The sequence below is a fragment of the Rhizobium sp. P1_B8 genome (assembly GCF_056406515.1).
Window position 1 is genome coordinate 58,828 of sequence record NZ_JBFTZZ010000039.1, and the last position, 19,486, is coordinate 78,313.

Consider the following 19,486-nt stretch of genomic DNA (forward strand, 5'->3'; position numbering starts at 1 on the left):
GCAATCCTAGTCGATATCGTTGGAAACGGCGATGAGTTTGTCGAGAGCGAGTGCGGTAGAGCCGCTATCCAGCGATTGCGTGGCCAGCGTCATGCCGTCGCGGATCGTTGCGACCTTGCCTGCGATCACGAGCGAGGCAGCCGCATTGGCGAGCGAGATATCGCGATAGGCATTCTTGGCGCCGCCGAGCACCTCGCGAAGGGCTGCGGCATTGGCGACACCGTCACCACCCTTGATGTCGGCGAGCAAGCAAGGGCTGACGCCGAAATCGGCGGGCGAGAGATCGAAGGTGCGGATCTTGCCGTCTTCGAGTGCCGCGACGTGTGTAATGCCGGTCGTGGTGATCTCGTCGAGGCCATCGCCATGGACCACCCAGACGCATTCGGAGCCGAGATCGCGCATGACTTCGGCAAGCGGCACCAGCCATTGCGGCGAGAAGACGCCGAGCAGCTGGCGACGGACGCCGGCCGGGCTGGAAAGCGGCCCAAGCAGGTTGAAGATCGTGCGCGTGCCAAGCTCGACCCGGGAGGGGCCGACATGACGCATGGCGGAATGATGCAGCTGGGCGAACATGAAGCCGACGCCGGCTTCCGCGATGCAGCGGGAAATGATCTCGGGACCGACGTCGAGCTTGACGCCGAGTGCCGCCAGATTGTCGGCCGCGCCCGATTTCGAACTCAGCGCCCGGTTGCCGTGTTTGGCGACGGGAACACCGGCGCCGGCGACGATCAGCGCCGCCAACGTCGAGATATTGTAGGTGCCGCTGGCATCGCCGCCGGTGCCGACGATGTCGATCGCATCGGCCGGGGCCTCGACGGTCAGCATTTTCGAGCGCATCGCGGTGACAGCGCCGACGATCTCATCGACGGTCTCGCCGCGCACGCGCAGCGCCATCAGGAAGCCGCCGATCTGCGAGGGCGTCGCCTGGCCCGACATCAGGATGTCGAAGGCGGCTCGGGCCTCCTCACGCGTCAGCGGCTCGCGGCTTGCGGCCTTGGCCAGGAACGGCTTCAGATCGGTCATAGAGCCTCCTAGCGGACCGTCGCCTGTTCGGCGAGGGTCTGGTTGATCTGCGCGCCGTATTGCGTCTGCAGCAGGTTGACCATCTGATCGAGAATATCATCGCCGGCGGCATTGGCCATGGCGGTGATCTGGGCATCGCGGTTGTTCAGCACATCGCCGGTCGGCTGCGTGTTGACCTCGGTGACCTTCAGCAGGATCTGCGTCGAGGGATCGGCGCCGACGGCACTTGCGACCGTGTCGACGGGGCCGGAGAAGGCGGCGGTGATGCCGGCCCGGCCGAGGACCGCATCATCGGTGGAGCGGGTGACGCCGCTCTTGCTCTCGACGGCGATGCCGAGCGGCGTCGCGATATCGGCAAGTGCCGTGCCCTTGGCCGCTTCGGCCTTCAATTCACCGGCCTTCTTGGCGAGCTCGGCCTTCTGCTGCTCCGCCGTCCAGTCTTCGACGGCCTTTTCGTGCACCTCGGCCACCGGGCGCTCGCGGTCCGGCGTGATTTCGCGGACGTTGAACCAGACATAGCCGTCATTGCCGATCGGCAGCGGCGGCGCATCGACGCCGACCTCGGTCTTGAAGGCTTCGCCGAGCAGCTGCTGTTTGGCGGGGAGATCCTTGACCTCCTTGCCGTCCTTGTCGGCGCCGGTCATATCGACGGCGTCGACGGCCACGGCGGTGAGCTTCAGCTGGCCGGCAATATCCTCGAGCGTGGAACCGCCCGCGCGCAGGTCCTCGATGCGATCGTGAACGTTGATCACTTCCTGAGAGGCATTGGAGAGTGCCAGCTGCTTGCGGATATCCTCCTTCACCTCGTCGAAATTCTTCGTCGTTTCAGGCTTGATGTTGGTGACGCGCAGGATGACGGGGCCGAAGGAGCCATCGACGACAGGCGTCGTGCCGCCATCGCGCGAAACCGCAAAAGCCGCATCGGCAACGGCCTGGTCGGGAACCTTGTCCTTGGTGAACTCGCCGAGCAGCACGTCGCTTGCCGTCTTGCCCTGGTCGGAAACCAGCTGGTCGAAGCCGGTGCCGCTCTTCAGCGCCGTTTCGGCGGCGACGGCGAGATCCTTGCTGGTGAAGGTCAGCTGTTCGATGGTGCGGCTTTCCGGCGTTCGATAGGTATCCTTGCTCTTGTCAAACGCTTCGTGGATCTGGTCGTCGGTGACGGTCGCCGCATCGGCGATATCGGCGGGCTGCAGCTTGAGATAAACGAGCTTGCGGTATTCCGGCGCCCGGTAGCGCTGCTTGACGCCATCGAACCATGTCGCCAGCACGTCGTCGGCAGGCGCCTTGATCGGTTCGATATTGGCGTTGGTCAGCAGCAGGTAGTCGATACTGCGGCTTTCATCGCCATAGAGTTTCAGGGCATCGACCAGCGTCTTCGGGGCCGTGAACCCGTTGGAGATGGCATCGACCACCTGGCTGCGGACAGCGACCTTGCTGCGCTCCTTGATGTAATCGTCCTGGCGGATGCCGGCATTGCGAAGACGCGAGACGAAGAGCTCGCGGTCGAACTGGCCGTTGACCGCCTTGAACGCCGGATCGTCGGCGATCAACTGGGCGAGGCGATCCTGCGACAGGCCGAGGTTCATGTCTTCGGCGAGCTGGTCGAGAGAGGCGCCGGCGACGAGCTGGGCGAGCACCTGCTGCTCGATGCCGAAGGCGCGGGCCTGCTCGGGGGTGAGGCGCGTGCCGAACTGCTGGCTGACGCTTGCCACCTGGCGCTGATAGGCGAGGTGGAATTCGTTGACGTCCACATGCTGATCGCCGACGGTCACGACCGTGGTGCTATTGCTGCCCGTTATCAGCGACCGGGAGACGCCCCAGATGCCGAAGGACGCGACCAGCAGAAGCATCAGCAGCTTGGCGACCCAGGTCTGAGCGGCCCTTCTCAGGATATGGAACATAGAAACGCAAACCTCGCAGTATCATTGACCCGCGCGCGGGCAGACATTCGACGTTCCTTAAAACAAACCCGACAGGAAATGAAGGGTTTGTCACGCGAAAAGCTGCGCGGACCGACGGCAGCGCGGCAGCAGCTTTGCGGCGAACAAAAGATCGGCTCCAACGGAACCTTTTTGGCCGCCATTTCGTTGAAGCGGCATCCCATGAAACAGGAGCAGACCATGGCAGAATTGAAAACCGCTTCCGCCGAATCCACCGCTGCGCGCGTCAAGGCTGACATAGCAGCAGACGATCTGTCGGCGCAGGTCGCAGCCCTTCGCAACGATCTTTCCCGGCTGACGGAAAGCGTGGTGGCGCTGGGGCAGGGGGCGAAGTCGGCGGTTACCGACGAGGCTTCGCTGATGACGGAGCAACTGCGCGACAAGGTGCGCGAAGAACCGCTCATGGCACTCGCTGTGACGGCAGGCATTGCCTACGTGTTCGGCCTGCTCAGCCGCCGTTGAACGGGAATATAGGTGAAGAAAAGCCGGACGTCATGAACGCCCGGCTTTCAATACTTCCGCTGACGGCAAAAGCTACCGTCAGCGGCGGATGACGCGCCCGATCGCGATCAAGATGCAGGCACCGACGAAACCGGTGATCAGATAACCCAGCCAACCGGCGAGCGGCTGGATGTGCAACAAACCGAGGATCCAGTTGGCGACAATCGCGCCGATGATGCCGAGCAATATGTTCATGAGCAGGCTCATGCTGCTGCGCATGGCCTTTTCCGCCAGCCATCCGGCGACACCGCCGATAATGATGGCTGCAATCCAACCCACGCCTGCGTCTTCCATGGTTATCTCCCTCCTGGCAAAACGAGTCACAGAATGCACGAAACGAAAGGAAGTTCCACTCCCAGTTACTGAGATTGCTTGCAGGTTCAGCAACTTATGTGACTCACGGCTGCAGCAAGGTGACCGGAGAGTTCAGCGCGTGGGCGGCAATCTGGAAGAGCAGGCCGGCAATGGCGAGCATTGCGAATCCGAAAGGCATGATCAGGCTTTTGCTAAACATCTTTCCTCTCCCCTTTTGCGTAAAGCATAAGCGGAAGCGGAAGGAGCGCAACTATATTGTTAACAGATAGTTAAGCCTCACAATTGATTAAACTTTAACACATTTTTGATTGTCGTAATACTTTCGGATGTCGAAACACTTCTTCTTCACGCTTCCCCTGTTTGCTGACGGATCTTCGGCGATCTATGCTCGCCAGACATTCCGGTCTACGCCGCCTGATCAACGCCGACTGCAGACGCAATAGCACTTGGTGCTGCCATCTCTCCGGATCGCAAAGTGGGTCGGCGATGGTCAAGTGATCGAGCGCCTCAAGCCCAATCCGCCGCCGGCTTGCAATCAGGTCCGGTGGACGATCAACATGAAGAAGAGGAAGGATGCTGTTGCGACCGTCGCAGCGAAGGCAATCTGATAATCCATGTCGTTAACCCCGGTTGGATAGCTCCCGTTAACGCCGATCCGCGTCATGGAGTTCCATACCGCCAGTTCGCGCTTATCTCCTGCGGATTGATTTTGGCGAGGAGTGCATCATTTTCTCTAGAATAGGATGATTTTAGGCCCAGTCGGCCTAAAATCTGAATCCTGTTCTAAATTAAGAGTTAGAGCATGATGTCGTCCGAAAACCGCTCACACTTCTCGGCATCATGCTCTGAACCGCCATTCAATCCGGGGGAAAACACTTGATGCCAAAAGCTGCAATCGCCATCGCCTGCATCTGCCTGCTGACACTTTCCGGTTGCGGCAATACCGCATACGGGCTGAAGAAGGATGGACAGGAAGCGAGCCACGCCATGGACAACGCGACCCATCGGGTGCTTTCCGCCGGCTCAAAGAAGTGACGCAGGCGACAGAATAAAAAAGCCCGCCTGGGGTGAGGCGGGCTTAGAATAACAGGGAGAATGGACGGATAGACTCCGTCTCAGCTAATAAAGCACTTTCTTAAACGTGTGGCTTTACGTCATTCGACGTAACCGCGACCGGCAACGGATCCGATGCGCACCATGATTCAAAATTGAATCAGAGATATCCGGATCGAATCAATGATATTGGGATCAGGTCAGAAGTTGCCCCAGTTTTGAGCGCGGGCACGGGCGCGAATAATCCGGTATTCGCGACCGCCATAGAGCGAGCCGATTGTCAGCAGAAGCGTCAGAACGTCCCAGATGATATGCATGTTATCCTCTTAGGTTGGACGGCCCTGCCGTCGATCGGTTGAAGATACAATAGCAATCTTTCGAATGTGCTTATATGACAAGAAATCGGGATGAGCGGGAAAGCGGGCTGGGCGCTTCCGCAGAGGAGGGGCGGCATCGCCGTCTTGGAGCAGCAAAGTGAACAGATTACCGGACGGCGGCTCATGACGATTTTCTCCGTCCGCCACATCACGTCCTATCGCTACGTCAGGGAGGTCGAATTCGGCGAGCACCGGTTGATGTTCCGACCGCGCGACAGTTTCGACCAGCGGCTGATCGAAGCGTCGTTGACGATCTATCCTGAGGAAAGTCATGTGCGCTGGATCCACGATGTTTTCGGCAATTGCGTGGCGCTCATCAATATTTCGAGGCCGGCGTCCGAGCTTCGTTTCGAAACCTGGATCACGCTCGATCATACGCCGCAGGTCGCCCTGGATCTCAAGGTCGACGACGAGGCCCTGACCTATCCATTCTCCTACGACAAGGATGAGATTGCCGATCTGACGCCGGCGATGCAGCGCCATTATCCCGATCCGAACGACGAGGTCGGACGCTGGGCGCGCCAGTTCGTGCGCGTTGGACGTCCGACGGAGACCGGGCACCTACTGATGACGCTCTGTTATGCCATTCGGGAAAGCTTCGTCTATGCGCGGCGCCAGGAACATGGGACTCAGACGCCGGTGCAGACCTTGCAGCTTCGTTCCGGCACCTGCCGGGATTTTGCGCTGCTGATGATGGAGGCGGCACGCGTCCTCGGCCTCGCGGCGCGGTTCGTCACGGGTTATGTCTATGTTCCCGACCGGGACGGCTCCACCGTGCTCGGCGGCGGTTCGACGCATGCATGGTGCCAGATCTATCTTCCCGGCGCCGGCTGGACGGAGTTCGATCCGACCAACGGCATCGTCGGCAACCGCGATCTCATTCGTGTCGCCGTTGCCCGCGATCCGCGCCAGGCAGTCCCGTTGAGCGGCAGTTATGACGGGGATGGGAAGGATTTCGACAGCATGACGGTGCAGGTGAACGTCACCACAAGGCAATCTGGCTAGCCAGGCGGTGACAGTCCCGGTCTTGCGGGAACCGGGTAGCGCGATCAGCGTTCCCTACTCACCTCTGCCAATGCAGAGACGCGACAAGGAAGCCACCATGAAGATACGCGCCGGGTTTCATCTGGGCTACGAATGCATGCATCCAACGCCAATGCTGCTCGTCCTCAATATCCACCCATCCCGTCGTGCCGATCTTCTCAGCGATCAGATCCTGACATTCGACCAGCCGATCGAGGCCTGGAGCTATACTGATGTGTTCGGCAATGCCTGCAGCCGGATCGTCGCCCCGCCGGGCCTGACGACAATCTCGACGGAATTCGAGATCTACGACAGCGGTCAGCCCGACATCGTTCCCGACGATGCCGTCCAGCACGCGATCAATGACCTGCCAGATGATGTGCTGGTCTTCCTGCTTGGCAGCCGCTATTGCGACACCGACAGGCTTGCCGATTTTGCCTGGGCCACATTCTCATCGACGCCGCTCGGCTGGGCGCGTGTCCAGGCGATCTGCGATTTCGTCCATGACCACATCACCTTCGATTACCTGAAGGCGGACGTTCTCCGGACCGCGCATGGCGGCTTCACCGATAAGGCGGGCGTCTGCCGCGACTTTGCCCATCTCGCCATCGCGCTTTGCCGATGCATGAATATCCCAGCCAGATATTGCACGGGCTATCTCGGCGATATCGGCGTTCCGATCGATCCCAATCCAATGGATTTCAGCGCCTGGTTCGAGGTGTTTCTCGGAGGCCACTGGCATACGGTCGATGCCCGCCACAACACGCCACGCATCGGCCGGATCCTGATGGCGACCGGGCGTGACGCTACCGACGTCGCCATGTCGACGGCCTTCGGCCCGGCAACGCTTTCCCGCTTCGAGGTGATCACCGAGGAACTGCCGCAGGAGGCACTCAAGGACGATTGATGGTGGGCGAGGAGACCCTCTATGCCTTCTTCAAAAACTCGGTTTTCAGTACGAGGCCTTTGACCTGCTTGGTGTTGCACTCGATCTCACCAGGATTGTCGGTCAGGCGAATTCCCTTGACCAGGGTTCCGCGCTTCAGCGTCTCCGAAGTTCCCTTGACCTTGAGGTCCTTGATCAGCGTCACGGAATCGCCGTCTTGAAGCTGAGTCCCGTTGCTGTCCTTTACAATGATGTCGGCCATGATGTCCCCGCAGTAATTCAAAGTGCTGCAGCGTCTTTTGCGCGTCTGAAAAGACGCACAGCGCTGTCGTGATCCGGACGGGAAATCATGTTGGCATGGGATAGTCAATGCGACGGGGCCGGCCAGGCTGCTCTTCAGTCCTACGCGACCCTTCTTCAATCAACTCACGCGCAGGCCTCCAGAACGCCGGCGATCCCTTACCGGCAGCGCCCAGCGCGTGGGGATAAATGGGCATCCGCCGCAGCCAAGCTCAGACCAAGGTCCGACCTGTCTCGGACTTCGTGCCCATACTAACGCTTCGGCCGCTGCCATAGATTTTGCGCCGGGTCGGAGTTTGCGGAGTTTTTGCTGTGACTAAGATTATTGTCGCCGGGATGATACTGGCACCGCTTATCTTCTGGGGTTCTATTGGCGTCCTCATATACTCGTATTTTTCGTGAATATTTATCAGGCGCCCCGAATTCCGAAAACCGGAAAGCTTCTATTCAGTTGTCATGGTTCTAGTTCGCGAGCAACGATCGGCCGGGATCAAGGGGACCGACAACGGCGAAAATTCGACAGTGGGATCAGTTCGATTGGCCGCGGAAGATTGCAACGGCCGCCGCGACCAATGCAGCATTGTCACTCGCAATCGTTCCATCCGGGAGGTGCTTACCATCTTCCAGGCCGATGCGGGTGGAATAGCGGCGTTCGCGCGCCGATCGGACGAAGGGCCAGACAGTCCCGTCGAAGCCGTGCAGGAGGATCGGCCGATTGACGCGGCTGCGCTCAAGCACCTCGATGATGCCATCCCTGATATCGCATGCGCGCTGCAGATCCTGTTCGTCGTCAAGCTCGATCAACAGTCGAAAGACCCGCTCATGATCTTCGAGGCTGGTGTAGCGCTCCGCATCGGCGACCGATGCCAGCCCGACTTCAATCCCGACGCCCTTCTGCCGGAGCAGCTGGATGACACCAGGCGCATCGTCTTCCGACAGGTTCACCGACGCATAATCCGGCAGAACGCGCCAGCAGCGGATGCCTGCCCGCGTTTTCTCCCGATCGCCTTCGATCCAGGCGCCGGTGGACACACCGATCAGCGTTCCCGGACAGGCGCGGCGGATCGCGCCAAGCGTGTCGTCTACGGCGGCAAGGCTCTCCTTGCCGTCGGCTCCGCGCGGATGAATGTGGAGCTCCGCGGCACCCGCCGCGACCGAAGCGGCGGCATCGCGCACCATGGCATCGATCGTCAGCGGAATGAGCGGATGGAAATCCCTCGGCCGTGCGCCGTTGATGCAAGCTTGAACGATCATAAGGGAGCCTCGCGCTTGTTGGGCCGCTTAAGACACTGGGTATACCAAAATCTGGAAAATTCGAAGAACCTTGGCGCCGCCGCTATCACGGCTGTTTCCCTTGCTGTTGAAGCCCCAATGATATCAAATCAGCCGGGATATGCCTCTCGCGCAGGATCAAGCTGCGCGAACGCCGAGAACCTAAAGCGGCGCAAGGTTGCCGTGTCATGTCAGGACGTCTTTACGACTCCGGCTCAGAGGACGGCCACGTGATCTCGTGGCAGCGACGTGACGTCAATCTGCCGCCCGACCCCATTCTTGAGTTAATGGCAGTCGCGTCCTGCCGCAGCCTGTACATCATCTCATCATCGACGCAAAGGTCGCCGGTCGGTCTTGGTCTTCTCGCGTTGCTCCAGCCGCAATGCGGACGTTATTTCCCAGCCTCGCCGTTCACGGAGAACTCGATCTCACGCCACCAATGACAATGGTGTGGCGTTTGTGGCGGTGCTGGCGATAGCCGGCGTCTGGTTGGCGGCTCGACCTGCATGGAGACAGGTCGAGCTCCTGAAGATCCAAACTGCCGGGCTAACAAGGGAGCGCCTGGCGGAGCGCTACAGGATGATTAGAGACGCAATCAAAGCATTGGAATGGGACCAGTGGGTACAGGAGCATCGATTGCATCCCGGCACGCCGGTAGACAAAGATGCTTTCGTGGAGGAGATGCTGGATACTTTTCGTAATCGAAAGAAAAGGCTTCACTTTGGTTTGTGAAAGAGGTGGCTAGACGCGGCGTTACAAGCCGCCGCGATGGCTAGATCAAGGCAGCGCCCATCCGTTCATCCTAGGTTAATGCTTATTAACCCAGGCTAGACGCCTGAAAGGATGCGCCGATGATGAAGAAACTTTTTCCCGCACTTGCAGCCGTAGTCCTGGCTGCATCTTTCGCCCTGCCGCTAAACGCCACACCGATCGTCGTGCCGAAAGCAGTGCCAATGCACGCCGCCGACATCGAGCAGGTCAAACACCGCAGCCATGGCAAAAAGCATGCGAATGGCCACTGGAAGCCCCGGCGATACGCTTACCGAGACTGTCGGTATTACGGCTCATGCTACCGTCCGCGGAACTATGGCTATCCCAGAAATTATGAATACCCCCACTACGGCTATCGCGACTATTACCCCTACCAACGTAGGTCAGGTGTGAGCCTGTATTTTAATTTCTAGCCGTCCGCGCAGGACGACGAGAAGTACGACACGGGCATCAGAGGTCGTTATTTCGGTGCCGATCCGTCCAGTCGATCATCGGGGCGACAGCAAAACGGAAGCCCTCCCTTAGCGCTGTCAGCCTCACCCTCGGGCGGGGCTTTTTTTGCTGTCGGCGCCAGCAAAGAAAAAGGTCGGGGCGAGTGCTCGCGCCGACCCTTCTTTGATTGCATCAGCACGGTGCCAGTACATCCGTGGTCACCAGCAAAAGCTATCTGATGGACTGAATCTATTCGCCTTGTAAATTTTTGCAAGGATTAGGGGGTGCCGATTTAGGGCTAGGTGAGGGAGGCCCAATACCCACGGTACGACGAGAAGTACGACTTAACACGAAGTCACCTTGTTTCTAGGCCGATCCGTCCAGTCGATCATCGGGGCGACAGCAAAACGGAAGCCCGACCACTGCGCGCCGGTTCCGCTTAGATGGCATCTTATCGTTATGATAAGCGTACAACTTTTGGGCAGAAAGCGGAAATTATGCAGCAAATTCAATGTTGCATGGCGGAAGAGGTGGGATTCGAACCCACGGTACGGTTTCCCGCACGCCGGTTTTCAAGACCGGTTCCTTAAACCACTCGGACACTCTTCCATCTGCTTGAAAAGGTGGTGAAATCGACATTCTGTTGATTTCTGCGAACCGGCTATTGCGACCGATTTGCTACCCAATCACTCGATGGCTGGCTTTTTAGCAGCTTTGATAGCAGCGTCAACTTGCTCTGCAGCATTTGCCAGCACTCCCGGCCTCACTTGCGAATATAGGTCGAGCGTGGCTCGGCACCAAGCTGGGTCGAAGAGGGAGCCAACCCACGTCTGCCGCACTGTGGAGGCGCGCTTTGACCTCAACCAGACGGCGAGAAGACGCTCCGTTGCTGACTAAGAGCTCCTGCTTAGTTGCCTGCTCTCGTATTGAAATCATTGACGGCCTGGCTGTGATCAGAACTGAGCCTTTCAACTTCATTCTTGGCCTTGCTCGCAACGTCTTGTGCCTCAGTGGCCTTGCTCCTAGCTTCCTCCGCAGCTTGCTCCGCCTCATCGTCAGCTTCATTGATTTCTCGTAGCTTGCAGTCAACGAAGCTCTCAATCTCCGATTTGAAGTTCTCGACATTGCGTTGGCAATTGTCGAAGTCGTATTGGTCATCAAATCTGCCGGACCCGTTCACGCATGATGGTGCGGTCGGCTCAATATGCCCAATCTGCAACTGACACGCCGATCAGCATGGCCAATGCTACAATCTCAAACTTCATGATCCCCCATCGTTAACGCCGCCGTTGTAGCACCGGATCTGAAATAAAGCGCTGAGGCTGCAAAAGGTACCGGACGCATCCAATCCTCGCTCATTAAGTCGGTGTCTTCTGCATCTTGAATGGAGATCTAGGACTGGCAGGAAAGCTTTTTGTCGATAACCACCCGATCGCGCATACAATCAATTCGTCATTTGCCCCGCAATTCTGGATTGACTGGAATTCGTACTTCAGCAACTCTTCCTTTTATAACTGCTGGGGGAATCATGAGCACGTTAGAAGAAAGTCTGCGCGCGATATCTGAACGCGTGAAATCGCATTCAAGCACCATGGCTACGGAAGAAGCCGTAAAGACAGCCGTCGTGCTGCCTTTCCTTCGGTCCTTGGGCTACGATGTCTTCGATCCAACTGAGGTGGTGCCGGAGTTCACCGCCGATGCCGTCGGGAAAAAGGGCGAGAAGGTCGACTATGCGATCAAGATCGATAAAGAGATCCGCATCCTGATCGAATGCAAGCCGATCTCAGTGTCACTCGACAAGAAGCACCTCGATCAGCTTTACCGATATTTCAGCGTAACCAACGCGAAATTCGCAATCCTAACTAATGGACGGACATTCAATTTTTACACCGACCTCGACGCTCCCAATAAACTCGACACTAGGCCATTTTTTGTTTTTGACGTGACAGACTTCAGTGCTGGCATAGTCACCGAACTACGAAAATTCGAGAAGTCCGCATTTGATGTTGCGGCGATCCTGGCGACGGCCGAGCGCCTGAAATACACCTCCGGTATAAAGCAGGTAATCTCCAAGCTGATCGAAGAGCCGACCGATGATTTTGTGCGCACCGTTTCTGGCGGCGTCTACGAGGGCCGAATGACCGCACAGGTCAAAGAAATGCTGACCGGCGTTGTTAGGACAGCCTTTCGTGAAGTCATTATGGACACCGTGAAGAGTAGGCTTTCCAGTGCCCTCGCTGACACCGAGGAGGTAATTGAGAAGATCGATACGCCCGTCGAGGAGGAGCCTGATGTCGTAACGACAGAAGAAGAACGCGAGGGCTATATGATCGTGAAGGCAATTGTCCGCGACACCATCTCTTCGAAGCGCGTAATGATGCGAGACCAAAAGTCCTATTGCGGTATCTTGATCGACAACAATAACCGCAAACCGCTCGCTCGACTTTGGTTCAATCGATCGGTCAAATACATCGGTCTATTCGACGGCGAGAGTGAGGAGCGGCTAATCGTGGATAGTCTTGACCAGATCTATGACTACAGCGACCGGCTTCGGGTTACGGCCAAGAAATACGCGGATTCGTGATGGGATGGGTTTTCTGGCCATCCGGTAGGCGTCTACTACCGCTTTTCCCGTAGTTATTACGTCCTCAATGAATGCAAGGCGACATCCCGTCCCTCATTCGCGCGACTCGTTCGCTCAGTCTCTGCCTCTTTGCGAAACGAAACAGGCAGGGCGGCCTGTTCCGTACATTGGAAATGACTCGCGTTCGCCCCGGCTTGAGCGTTTACTGTGTTGTTCTGGCGGAGGAAACGAACCATGGCCATGTATCTCACGCGCTTCAGCTACACGCCCGAGACGTGGGCGCGAATGATCGAAAACCCCGAGGATCGCCGAGAGGCGGCACGCAGTTACATGGAGTCTGTGGGCGGAAAGCTCCATGGATTCTGGTACGCCTTCGGCGAGCGTGATGGTTGGAATCTGTGGGAGGCGCCTGATAACGTATCGATGGCGGCAGTCGCGCTTGCGATCGGTGCAGGAGGCGCGCTCAGCTCCATGGAGACCACTGTCCTCCTCAGCGTCGAGGATACGATCGAAGCCTTGGAAAAGGCGAAGTCTATTCGGTATCGTCCACCGGCAGCGTAGGTGGCGGTCCACCGATGTGGAAGAAGTGTTTCGCGCGGATCGCATTCCCCGGCGCAAGCTCTCCGTGAATTGCGCCGGAGACATGCGAGACCTAGCCCCCGTCAGATCCGAGGCCCTTCGGACCGTTGAGCTGGTTCATATCCTCGCAGAGAGAGCGAACCGCCTCCATCGTCACAGCGAGTGCCGACATCAGGATTGCGATGTCGTTGTCTTTATCTGGTTGGGAAAGCGCCAGAGATCGGGCATGCAGCTGTTGGCTGACCGTGTCGAGCTGCGTCAGGGTTTCATCGTTCATGGTGATCCTTCAAAGGTCTAAACCTTCAAAGCCTGCGGCGGCCATTTCGTTCCCATACAGCCGCGAAGAGTCAAATACGCGATCCGCGTTGCATCATAGCCAGTCGGCGGGGTGACCTACCCATTCGGCTTGCGCAGGGGTGGAAGCCGCAGGTAGGGATTTTGGGGATCGTAGGGTCCCTTCGGTTCACCCTTGCCGGCCTTTACCAGATTGGGCACCAGCTTTCCCTTCGGCCCGAAAATATAGTCGATGCCGGCGCAGAGATGGGCGAGGGAGCGGTAGTTGAAATATTTGAACCAGTCGTCGGCGAGGAAGGCGGCTTCGTCCCACGTCTTTCCGCAGATGCGGTCATAGCCGGCCCGCTGCAGATAGGCTTCGCCTGTTCTCCTATCGACGGCGGCGCCGAGGCATAGGTTGCCGGTGATCAGCGACAGCCTGAGCACCTTGAGGGTTTCGGCATCCTTGTTCGGCAAGGGTTTCAAGGTCTCCGCAAGATAAAAATTCGTCGAGGGATCATTGGTCATCGTCTTGCGCCAATAGGCGGGGAAACTCTCCGTGGCGGCGCCGACCGCCGATGGGGCTGACATCACCACCAGCAAGATCAAGCTTTTGAAAATTGGCCCATTCTTATGCCCCCAACCCGCGATGAGCGTGCATAGCGTCATATCGCCGGGATAGGCAAGGAGTGCCGCGCTGCCGCTCGCGAAATACGCGCAGACCGTGTTTCAATATGGAGCTTTTGGGGCATCCGGAAGCGCCCAGATGTTCACCATATGCCCCGCATCGGCACGATGATTTCCGGCCTCATTGCGGCGGCGGAAGGGTAGGCGGAAAGGGCTCGCGTTAGTGATTTATAAACCATAATCATTAGAATTGTCGCTATCGCTGCGAAATCGTTCGTAAATTTGCCATGAACTTAACAAGATTAAAGCCTCGTTAGGCGGGTGGGGATAAGGCGTTATTGGCCCAGGATGGGGCAAGGTTCCTTAACCATAACGATCTTTGAGCGGCGTGGGACATATGAAACTGGAATACGGGGCGGCGTCTTTCGCAACGACAGCACGGTGGCTGGCGATCTCGGCGATGTGTGCAACGGTTGCGGCGTGTGGCACGACGCAGGCAGTGCCGAAGAAAAAATCCCACGGCAAAGAATATTTCTCCGAATCCGAATATGGCGTGAAGGCGAGCCCGCGGGTCGCCACCGGCAACAATATCCCCAAGGGCGGCGGCCGCTACATCGTCGGCAACCCCTACGAGGTGAAGGGCAGGTGGTACTACCCGAAGGAAGACTTCGCCTATAACAAGGTCGGCGTCGCCTCCTGGTATGGTTCGGCCTTTCACGGGCGTCTGACGGCGAACGGCGAAGTCTACGACCAGATGCATCTTTCCGCCGCGCATCCGACCTTCCCGCTGCCGAGCTATGCGCGCGTCACCAATCTCGAAAGTGGCTCCTCCGTCATCGTGCGCGTCAACGATCGCGGCCCCTATCACGAAGGCCGTATCATCGACCTTTCCAACAAGACGGCCGATATGCTCGATCTGCAGCACAGCGGCACCGGCAAGGTGCGCGTGCAATATGTTGGCCGCGCCCGTATGGACGGCCACGACATGCCCTATCTGATGGCTTCCTACGTGCCGAAGGGCAGCCGTATTCCCGGCGTCAATCCGGAAGGCCAGATCGCAACCGGCGTGATGGTCGCCTCCAACAGCCGCAAGATCACCCGCGACCAGCTGCAGAGTTCGGAAGATTACGAGACGCCGGCCAACGTGCCGGTGCCGATGTCGGCAACCTCCTATGCCGGCTCGACGCCGAGCGCACGCTACAACGCAGCACCCGCTCTGGCACCGGCTGCCCATGTTCTGGTCGCGCCATCGCCGCCGTCCTTCAACAATGGCGCGCAGGCCATGGATCAGATGGTCGTACTGCCCGAGATCGGTCCGATGCCTTATGAGCGGCCTCAGAATTCGCTGGCGCTCGGCTACCAGGACGAAGAGGTGAAGACGGTGACCGTCGATCTCGCTTTCGATGCGGTGATGGTGCGCAATGACGGGCTGACGCAGGATTCGATCCTTGCCGCAGCCAAGCGTCATCAGGCCAAATCCGTCGCGCGCTGAGCATGGCATTGCATCGGATTCTCCCTGGCTCTAACCTCTCGACATACGCCGCTCCATAAATGGAAATTGCGATGCTGAAGCCTGCGCTTCGCCTGCTTGCATGCCTGATGCCGTTTGCCACCGGCGCGTTTGCAGCCGATGGCGGTGCCGCCGGTTTCGCTACCAAGGCGGCGCAGGCCTATATGATCGAGGCTGCCACCGGCACTGTGCTTCTCGCCAAGAACGAGGACCAGGGCTTTTCGCCGGCTTCGCTCGCCAAGCTGATGACGATGGATCTCGTCTTCGAGGCGGTGACGAAGGGCCAGATCACGCTCGATACCGAATATCCCGTTTCCGAATATGCCTGGCGCACGGGCGGCGCGCCGTCGCGGACGGCAACGATGTTTGCCAGCCTCAAATCGCACGTGCGCGTCGAGGACCTGATCAAGGGCGTCGCCATCCAGGGCGCCAATGACAGCTGCATCATCCTCGCCGAAGGCATGGCCGGTAGCGAGCAGCAATTTGCCGTGTCGATGACGCGCCGGGCCCACGAGCTCGGCATGGAGAAAGCTGAGTTCGGCAATTCCACCGGCCTTCCCGACGGCAAGAGCAAGGTGACGGCGCGCGAAATGGTCACGCTTGCCGCGACCCTGCAGCAGACCTATCCGAACCTCTATCCCTATTTTGCCCAGCCGGATTTCGAGTGGAACAAGATTTTCCAGCGCAACCGCAACCCGCTGCTCGGGCTCGATCTCGGCGCCGATGGGCTGGCGACCGGCTTTACCGAGGGCGAGGGGTATTCGATCGTCGCGTCGGTTGAGCGCGACGGCCGGCGGCTGTTTCTGGCGCTTGCCGGCATCGATTCCGACAAGGAGCGGACGGAGGAGGCCAAGCGGGTGCTCGAATGGGGGCTGACGGCCTTCGAAAACCGGCAGATCTTCGCCGAGAAGGAAGTGATCGGTGCCGCCAGCGTCTATGGCGGCACGGCACGCACCGTCGATCTCGTCGCCAAGGCGCCGGTCAGCGTCTATATTCCGATCAGCAATCCCGACCGGCTGTCGGCGCGCATCATCTATCGCTGGCCGCTGACGGCGCCGGTCAAGCCGGATACCCAGGCAGGCACGCTGAGGATTTTTGCCGGCAGCCGGCTGCTCAGGGAAGTGCCGCTCTATACCGTGCAGGCGGTCGGCGAAGGCTCGCTCAGCAGCCGGGCGGTCGACGCCGTGTTGGAACTCGGCGAATCGCTGTTCTTCTCCTGGCTCTGGGATAAGTCCGCGCCCGGCTAAAAGCCCGGTCCTTTCATGCAATTTGCCGGGAAAGGTGAATATGTCGCCGCGGCAAAAGGTTTTCCTACCTGATATCTTCGGATAGATAGAAGGAGCAGGGCGCGTGCGGCGCCTGGAATGCGGGAAGTTGTCATTGTCATCCGGTACGGGATTGTTCGTTACGTTTGAAGGCGGGGAAGGCGCTGGGAAATCCACGCAGATCCGCCGCCTCGCCGAGGCGCTGAAGGGCGAAGGTCACGACGTGCTGGTGACGCGCGAACCAGGCGGATCGCCGGGCGCCGAAGCGGTGCGCCATGTGCTGTTGTCGGGGGCTGCCGAAGCCTTCGGCACGCGAATGGAGGCGATCCTCTTTGCCGCGGCCCGCAACGACCATGTCGAAGAGGTGATCCGGCCGGCCCTTGCATCAGGCAAGGTCGTGCTCTGCGACCGCTTCATGGATTCCTCCCGGGTCTACCAGGGCGTCACCGGCAATCTCGAGCCCGATTTCATCGAGACCCTGCAGCGCATCGCCATCAACGGTGTCATGCCGGATTGCACCGTGATTCTCGACATCCCCGCCAAGGTCGGGCTGGAGCGGGCGCAAAAGCGTGCTGCGGCCGATGCTCCCGATCGCTTCGAGAAGGAGCGGCTGGAAACGCACGAGAAACGGCGCGAGGCCTTTCTCGATATCGCCGCCCGCGAGCCGGAGCGCTGCCACGTGGTCAACGCCATGCAGGCGGAAGAGACGATCGGCGCCGAGATCCTGGCGATCGTCAAACAGCTGCTATCGCCCGCAGGCCGTGCCCGAATGCCGGAAGCCGCACATCATGAGTGAGGCCCAGTATGAGTGAGGAAAGGCCCGGACTGCTCGACGGCGCCATCTGGCCGGGAGAAAATACCAGGCTGTTCGGCCATAAGGATGCGGAAGCCTTCCTCGCGCAGTCCTACCGGTCCGGCAAGGGCCACCACGCCATCCTGATCGAGGGGCCGGAAGGCATCGGCAAGGCGACGCTCGCCTTCCGCTTCGCCAATCACGTGCTCTCGCATCCCGATCCCGAGACAGCGCCGGAGACGATCGGCGATCCGGATCCTGCCTCTCCCGTCAGCCGGCAGATCGCGTCGGGCGCCTCGCACAATCTCCTGCACCTTGCCCGGCCGGTGGACGAAAAGACAGGCAAGGTGAAATCAGCGATAACAGTCGACGAGGTGCGCCGCGCCGGCAAATTCTTCTCGCAGACCTCCGGTACCGGCAACTGGCGGATCGTCATTATCGATCCGGCCGACGACATGAACCGCAATGCGGCCAACGCCATCCTGAAGATCCTGGAAGAACCGCCGAAGCGGGCGCTTTTCCTGGTGCTCTCGCATGCGCCGGGACGGCTGCTACCGACGATCCGCTCGCGCTGCCTGCCGCTGAAGCTGGCGCCGCTCGCCGACGATGAACTCGTCGCGGCCCTTGCCCATCTCGGCATATCAGGCGAAGGCGGGGCGGTGCTTTCGGCCGCCAAGGGCAGCGTCGGTGAGGCGCTGAAACTCTTGAACTACGGCGGCGGCGAGATCATCGCCGCCTATGACGAGATGCTATCCGCCGAGGGACCGACAGCACGCAAGGCAATGCATCGGCTGGCCGACGCGCTTTCGGGGAGGGAAAGCGACACGATTTTCGATTTCTTCGTCAGCCACGTCGGCGACGACATCATGAACCGGGCTCGCGTGGCAGCGGGCGAAGGGCAGATCACTGCTGCGGAGCGGCTGGCGCGGCTCTATTCCGAGATCACCGAACGGCTCACCGTTTCCGATGCCTACAACCTCGACCGCAAGCAGACGATCATCAGCATTCTCGCCGATATCAAGCAGCCAGGCCTCTAAAGCGCGTCACCGCTGATACTTTTCGGCACCATGCTCTGATCAGCCGGTCAACAGCTTCAATGCGACGACAGCAAGCGTGGCGGCAAGGACGATGCGGATGGTGCGTTCGTGCAGCTTCGGCGCCAGAAGGCTTCCAATGATGATGCCGGGGATAGAGCCGATCAGCAGGGCAAGCAGCATCGGCCAGTCGATCTCGCCGATCAGCCAATAGCCCGTGCCGCCGATCAAGGTCAGCGGTACCGCATGGACGATATCGGAACCGACGATCTCGCGCACATCGAGCCGGGGATAGAGGACCAGCAGGATCGTCACACCCAGCGCGCCGGCCCCGACCGAGGTCAAGGTGACGAGTACGCCGAGAACGAACCCGAGAATGACAGTGAGGGCGAGGATGGTCGTCGGCTTTGGCGGCGTTCGATCACCGATGGCGCGGCGCGCCAATTCGAGGATCGGGCCACGGAAGACCAGCATGATCGCGGTCATGACGAGAAGCCAGCCGAGCGCGGTGGTGATGGTATTGGTCACGCCGATGCTTTTGCGATCGACGCCTGCCAGCAGCCACAGCATCAGCAGGGCGGCCGGCAGGCTGCCGGCTGCGAGGCTGCCGACGATCTTCCAGTTGACCCGCCCATGCATGCCGTGAACGGCTGTGCCCGCCGTCTTGGTGATCGCCGCATAGAGAAGATCGGTGCCGACGGCAGTGGCCGGATGAACGCCGAAGAGCAACACCAGCAGGGGCGTCATCAGCGAACCGCCGCCAACGCCGGTGATACCGACGAGGGCGCCGACACACAGACCGGAAAGCGAATAGAGCGGCTCGAATGTCAAACAAGCGCCCCTGGCTGCGCGGGGCCGCGACAAATCCGGTAGATGAAAACTGGCACTTCGTTCTTGTCCCGCCCTCTTTCCCAAGACGGGTAGATTG

General features: G+C 59.4%; 21 protein-coding genes and 1 tRNA gene. 12 read left to right on the plus strand and 10 right to left on the minus strand.

The annotated features are described in order from the left end of the window. Nucleotides 1-6: 6 nt before the first annotated feature. Together trpD and AC1D2N_RS32100 are read right to left on the minus strand one after the other, a co-directional pair. A complete protein-coding gene (gene trpD / locus AC1D2N_RS32095; protein ID WP_130652425.1) occupies nucleotides 7-1,023 on the minus strand; it encodes an anthranilate phosphoribosyltransferase in 1,017 nt (338 codons plus the stop codon). An 8-nt stretch (nucleotides 1,024-1,031) separates the two neighbouring features. Continuing rightward, nucleotides 1,032-2,924, minus strand: a complete 1,893-nt coding sequence (locus AC1D2N_RS32100) for a peptidylprolyl isomerase (protein WP_130652424.1) — start codon at nucleotides 2,922-2,924, stop codon at nucleotides 1,032-1,034. A gap of 219 nt (nucleotides 2,925-3,143) precedes the next feature. On the opposite strand from AC1D2N_RS32100, the gene AC1D2N_RS32105 reads away from it, so the two are divergent. After that, entirely contained in the window at nucleotides 3,144-3,425 is a 282-nt protein-coding gene (locus AC1D2N_RS32105) for a hypothetical protein (protein ID WP_026188395.1), read from the plus strand. 78 nt (nucleotides 3,426-3,503) lie between these two features. On the opposite strand, the gene AC1D2N_RS32110 is transcribed toward AC1D2N_RS32105, so the two are convergent. Then, the gene (locus AC1D2N_RS32110; RefSeq protein ID WP_018242084.1) at nucleotides 3,504-3,758 is read right to left on the minus strand and encodes a GlsB/YeaQ/YmgE family stress response membrane protein; all 255 of its coding nucleotides are present in this window, start codon (nucleotides 3,756-3,758) and stop codon (nucleotides 3,504-3,506) included. 900 nt (nucleotides 3,759-4,658) lie between these two features. Between AC1D2N_RS32110 and AC1D2N_RS32115 the strand changes: the two genes are divergently transcribed. From AC1D2N_RS32115 to AC1D2N_RS32125, 3 genes are all read left to right on the plus strand, one after another. Further along, the gene (locus tag AC1D2N_RS32115) at nucleotides 4,659-4,814 is read left to right on the plus strand and encodes a hypothetical protein (RefSeq protein ID WP_047622869.1); all 156 of its coding nucleotides are present in this window, start codon (nucleotides 4,659-4,661) and stop codon (nucleotides 4,812-4,814) included. Nucleotides 4,815-5,332: 518 nt separating this feature from the next. Next, a complete protein-coding gene (locus AC1D2N_RS32120; RefSeq protein ID WP_028733729.1) occupies nucleotides 5,333-6,214 on the plus strand; it encodes a transglutaminase family protein in 882 nt (293 codons plus the stop codon). 97 nt (nucleotides 6,215-6,311) lie between these two features. Beyond that, nucleotides 6,312-7,139 (plus strand): transglutaminase-like domain-containing protein, encoded by an 828-nt coding sequence (locus tag AC1D2N_RS32125; RefSeq protein WP_130652423.1) that lies wholly within the window; start codon nucleotides 6,312-6,314, stop codon nucleotides 7,137-7,139. Nucleotides 7,140-7,158: 19 nt separating this feature from the next. Here AC1D2N_RS32125 and AC1D2N_RS32130 read toward each other — a convergent pair whose 3' ends face one another. Both AC1D2N_RS32130 and AC1D2N_RS32135 read right to left on the minus strand, forming a co-directional pair. Further along, nucleotides 7,159-7,380, minus strand: a complete 222-nt coding sequence (locus tag AC1D2N_RS32130) for an alkylphosphonate utilization protein (protein WP_018242078.1) — start codon at nucleotides 7,378-7,380, stop codon at nucleotides 7,159-7,161. A gap of 566 nt (nucleotides 7,381-7,946) precedes the next feature. Next, nucleotides 7,947-8,672, minus strand: a complete 726-nt coding sequence (locus AC1D2N_RS32135) for a 3-keto-5-aminohexanoate cleavage protein (protein ID WP_130652422.1) — start codon at nucleotides 8,670-8,672, stop codon at nucleotides 7,947-7,949. Nucleotides 8,673-9,140: 468 nt separating this feature from the next. Between AC1D2N_RS32135 and AC1D2N_RS32140 the strand changes: the two genes are divergently transcribed. After that, a complete protein-coding gene (locus AC1D2N_RS32140) occupies nucleotides 9,141-9,422 on the plus strand; it encodes a hypothetical protein (RefSeq protein WP_130652421.1) in 282 nt (93 codons plus the stop codon). 119 nt (nucleotides 9,423-9,541) lie between these two features. Next, entirely contained in the window at nucleotides 9,542-9,874 is a 333-nt protein-coding gene (locus AC1D2N_RS32145) for a hypothetical protein (RefSeq protein WP_197728260.1), read from the plus strand. A gap of 538 nt (nucleotides 9,875-10,412) precedes the next feature. On the opposite strand, the gene AC1D2N_RS32150 is transcribed toward AC1D2N_RS32145, so the two are convergent. Together AC1D2N_RS32150 and AC1D2N_RS32155 are read right to left on the minus strand one after the other, a co-directional pair. Then, a tRNA-Ser gene (locus AC1D2N_RS32150) sits at nucleotides 10,413-10,502 on the minus strand. Nucleotides 10,503-10,800: 298 nt separating this feature from the next. After that, nucleotides 10,801-11,112 (minus strand): hypothetical protein, encoded by a 312-nt coding sequence (locus AC1D2N_RS32155; protein ID WP_130652420.1) that lies wholly within the window; start codon nucleotides 11,110-11,112, stop codon nucleotides 10,801-10,803. Nucleotides 11,113-11,421: 309 nt separating this feature from the next. On the opposite strand from AC1D2N_RS32155, the gene AC1D2N_RS32160 reads away from it, so the two are divergent. Both AC1D2N_RS32160 and AC1D2N_RS32165 read left to right on the plus strand, forming a co-directional pair. Next, on the plus strand, nucleotides 11,422-12,477 hold the full coding sequence (locus AC1D2N_RS32160; RefSeq protein WP_165403091.1) for a type I restriction endonuclease: 1,056 nt from the start codon (nucleotides 11,422-11,424) through the stop codon (nucleotides 12,475-12,477). A gap of 234 nt (nucleotides 12,478-12,711) precedes the next feature. Continuing rightward, nucleotides 12,712-13,038: a GYD domain-containing protein gene (locus tag AC1D2N_RS32165; protein ID WP_165403090.1), complete on the plus strand. Its 327-nt coding sequence runs from the start codon at nucleotides 12,712-12,714 to the stop codon at nucleotides 13,036-13,038. Between the two features lie 91 nt (nucleotides 13,039-13,129). Here AC1D2N_RS32165 and AC1D2N_RS32170 read toward each other — a convergent pair whose 3' ends face one another. Further along, nucleotides 13,130-13,333: a hypothetical protein gene (locus AC1D2N_RS32170; protein ID WP_028733723.1), complete on the minus strand. Its 204-nt coding sequence runs from the start codon at nucleotides 13,331-13,333 to the stop codon at nucleotides 13,130-13,132. 116 nt (nucleotides 13,334-13,449) lie between these two features. After that, complete coding sequence (locus AC1D2N_RS32175; RefSeq protein ID WP_245484466.1) at nucleotides 13,450-13,920, minus strand: hypothetical protein; 471 nt, start codon at nucleotides 13,918-13,920, stop codon at nucleotides 13,450-13,452. A gap of 433 nt (nucleotides 13,921-14,353) precedes the next feature. Here AC1D2N_RS32175 and AC1D2N_RS32180 point away from each other — a divergent pair, with 433 nt between their 5' ends. The 4 genes from AC1D2N_RS32180 (at nucleotide 14,354) to AC1D2N_RS32195 (ending at nucleotide 18,561) form a co-directional block, all read left to right on the plus strand. Further along, nucleotides 14,354-15,448 (plus strand): septal ring lytic transglycosylase RlpA family protein, encoded by a 1,095-nt coding sequence (locus tag AC1D2N_RS32180; RefSeq protein WP_113543492.1) that lies wholly within the window; start codon nucleotides 14,354-14,356, stop codon nucleotides 15,446-15,448. A 71-nt stretch (nucleotides 15,449-15,519) separates the two neighbouring features. Then, on the plus strand, nucleotides 15,520-16,713 hold the full coding sequence (locus AC1D2N_RS32185; RefSeq protein WP_018242068.1) for a D-alanyl-D-alanine carboxypeptidase family protein: 1,194 nt from the start codon (nucleotides 15,520-15,522) through the stop codon (nucleotides 16,711-16,713). Between the two features lie 133 nt (nucleotides 16,714-16,846). Beyond that, nucleotides 16,847-17,527, plus strand: a complete 681-nt coding sequence (gene tmk, locus AC1D2N_RS32190) for a dTMP kinase (protein WP_018242067.1) — start codon at nucleotides 16,847-16,849, stop codon at nucleotides 17,525-17,527. Between the two features lie 8 nt (nucleotides 17,528-17,535). Next, nucleotides 17,536-18,561 carry a DNA polymerase III subunit delta' gene (locus tag AC1D2N_RS32195; RefSeq protein ID WP_018242066.1) on the plus strand — a complete coding sequence of 342 codons (1,026 nt, stop codon included), beginning with the start codon at nucleotides 17,536-17,538 and terminating at the stop codon, nucleotides 18,559-18,561. Between the two features lie 39 nt (nucleotides 18,562-18,600). Here the strand turns inward: AC1D2N_RS32195 and AC1D2N_RS32200 are convergent, their stop codons facing one another. Beyond that, the gene (locus tag AC1D2N_RS32200; RefSeq protein WP_018242065.1) at nucleotides 18,601-19,389 is read right to left on the minus strand and encodes a sulfite exporter TauE/SafE family protein; all 789 of its coding nucleotides are present in this window, start codon (nucleotides 19,387-19,389) and stop codon (nucleotides 18,601-18,603) included. Nucleotides 19,390-19,486 lie beyond the last annotated feature (97 nt).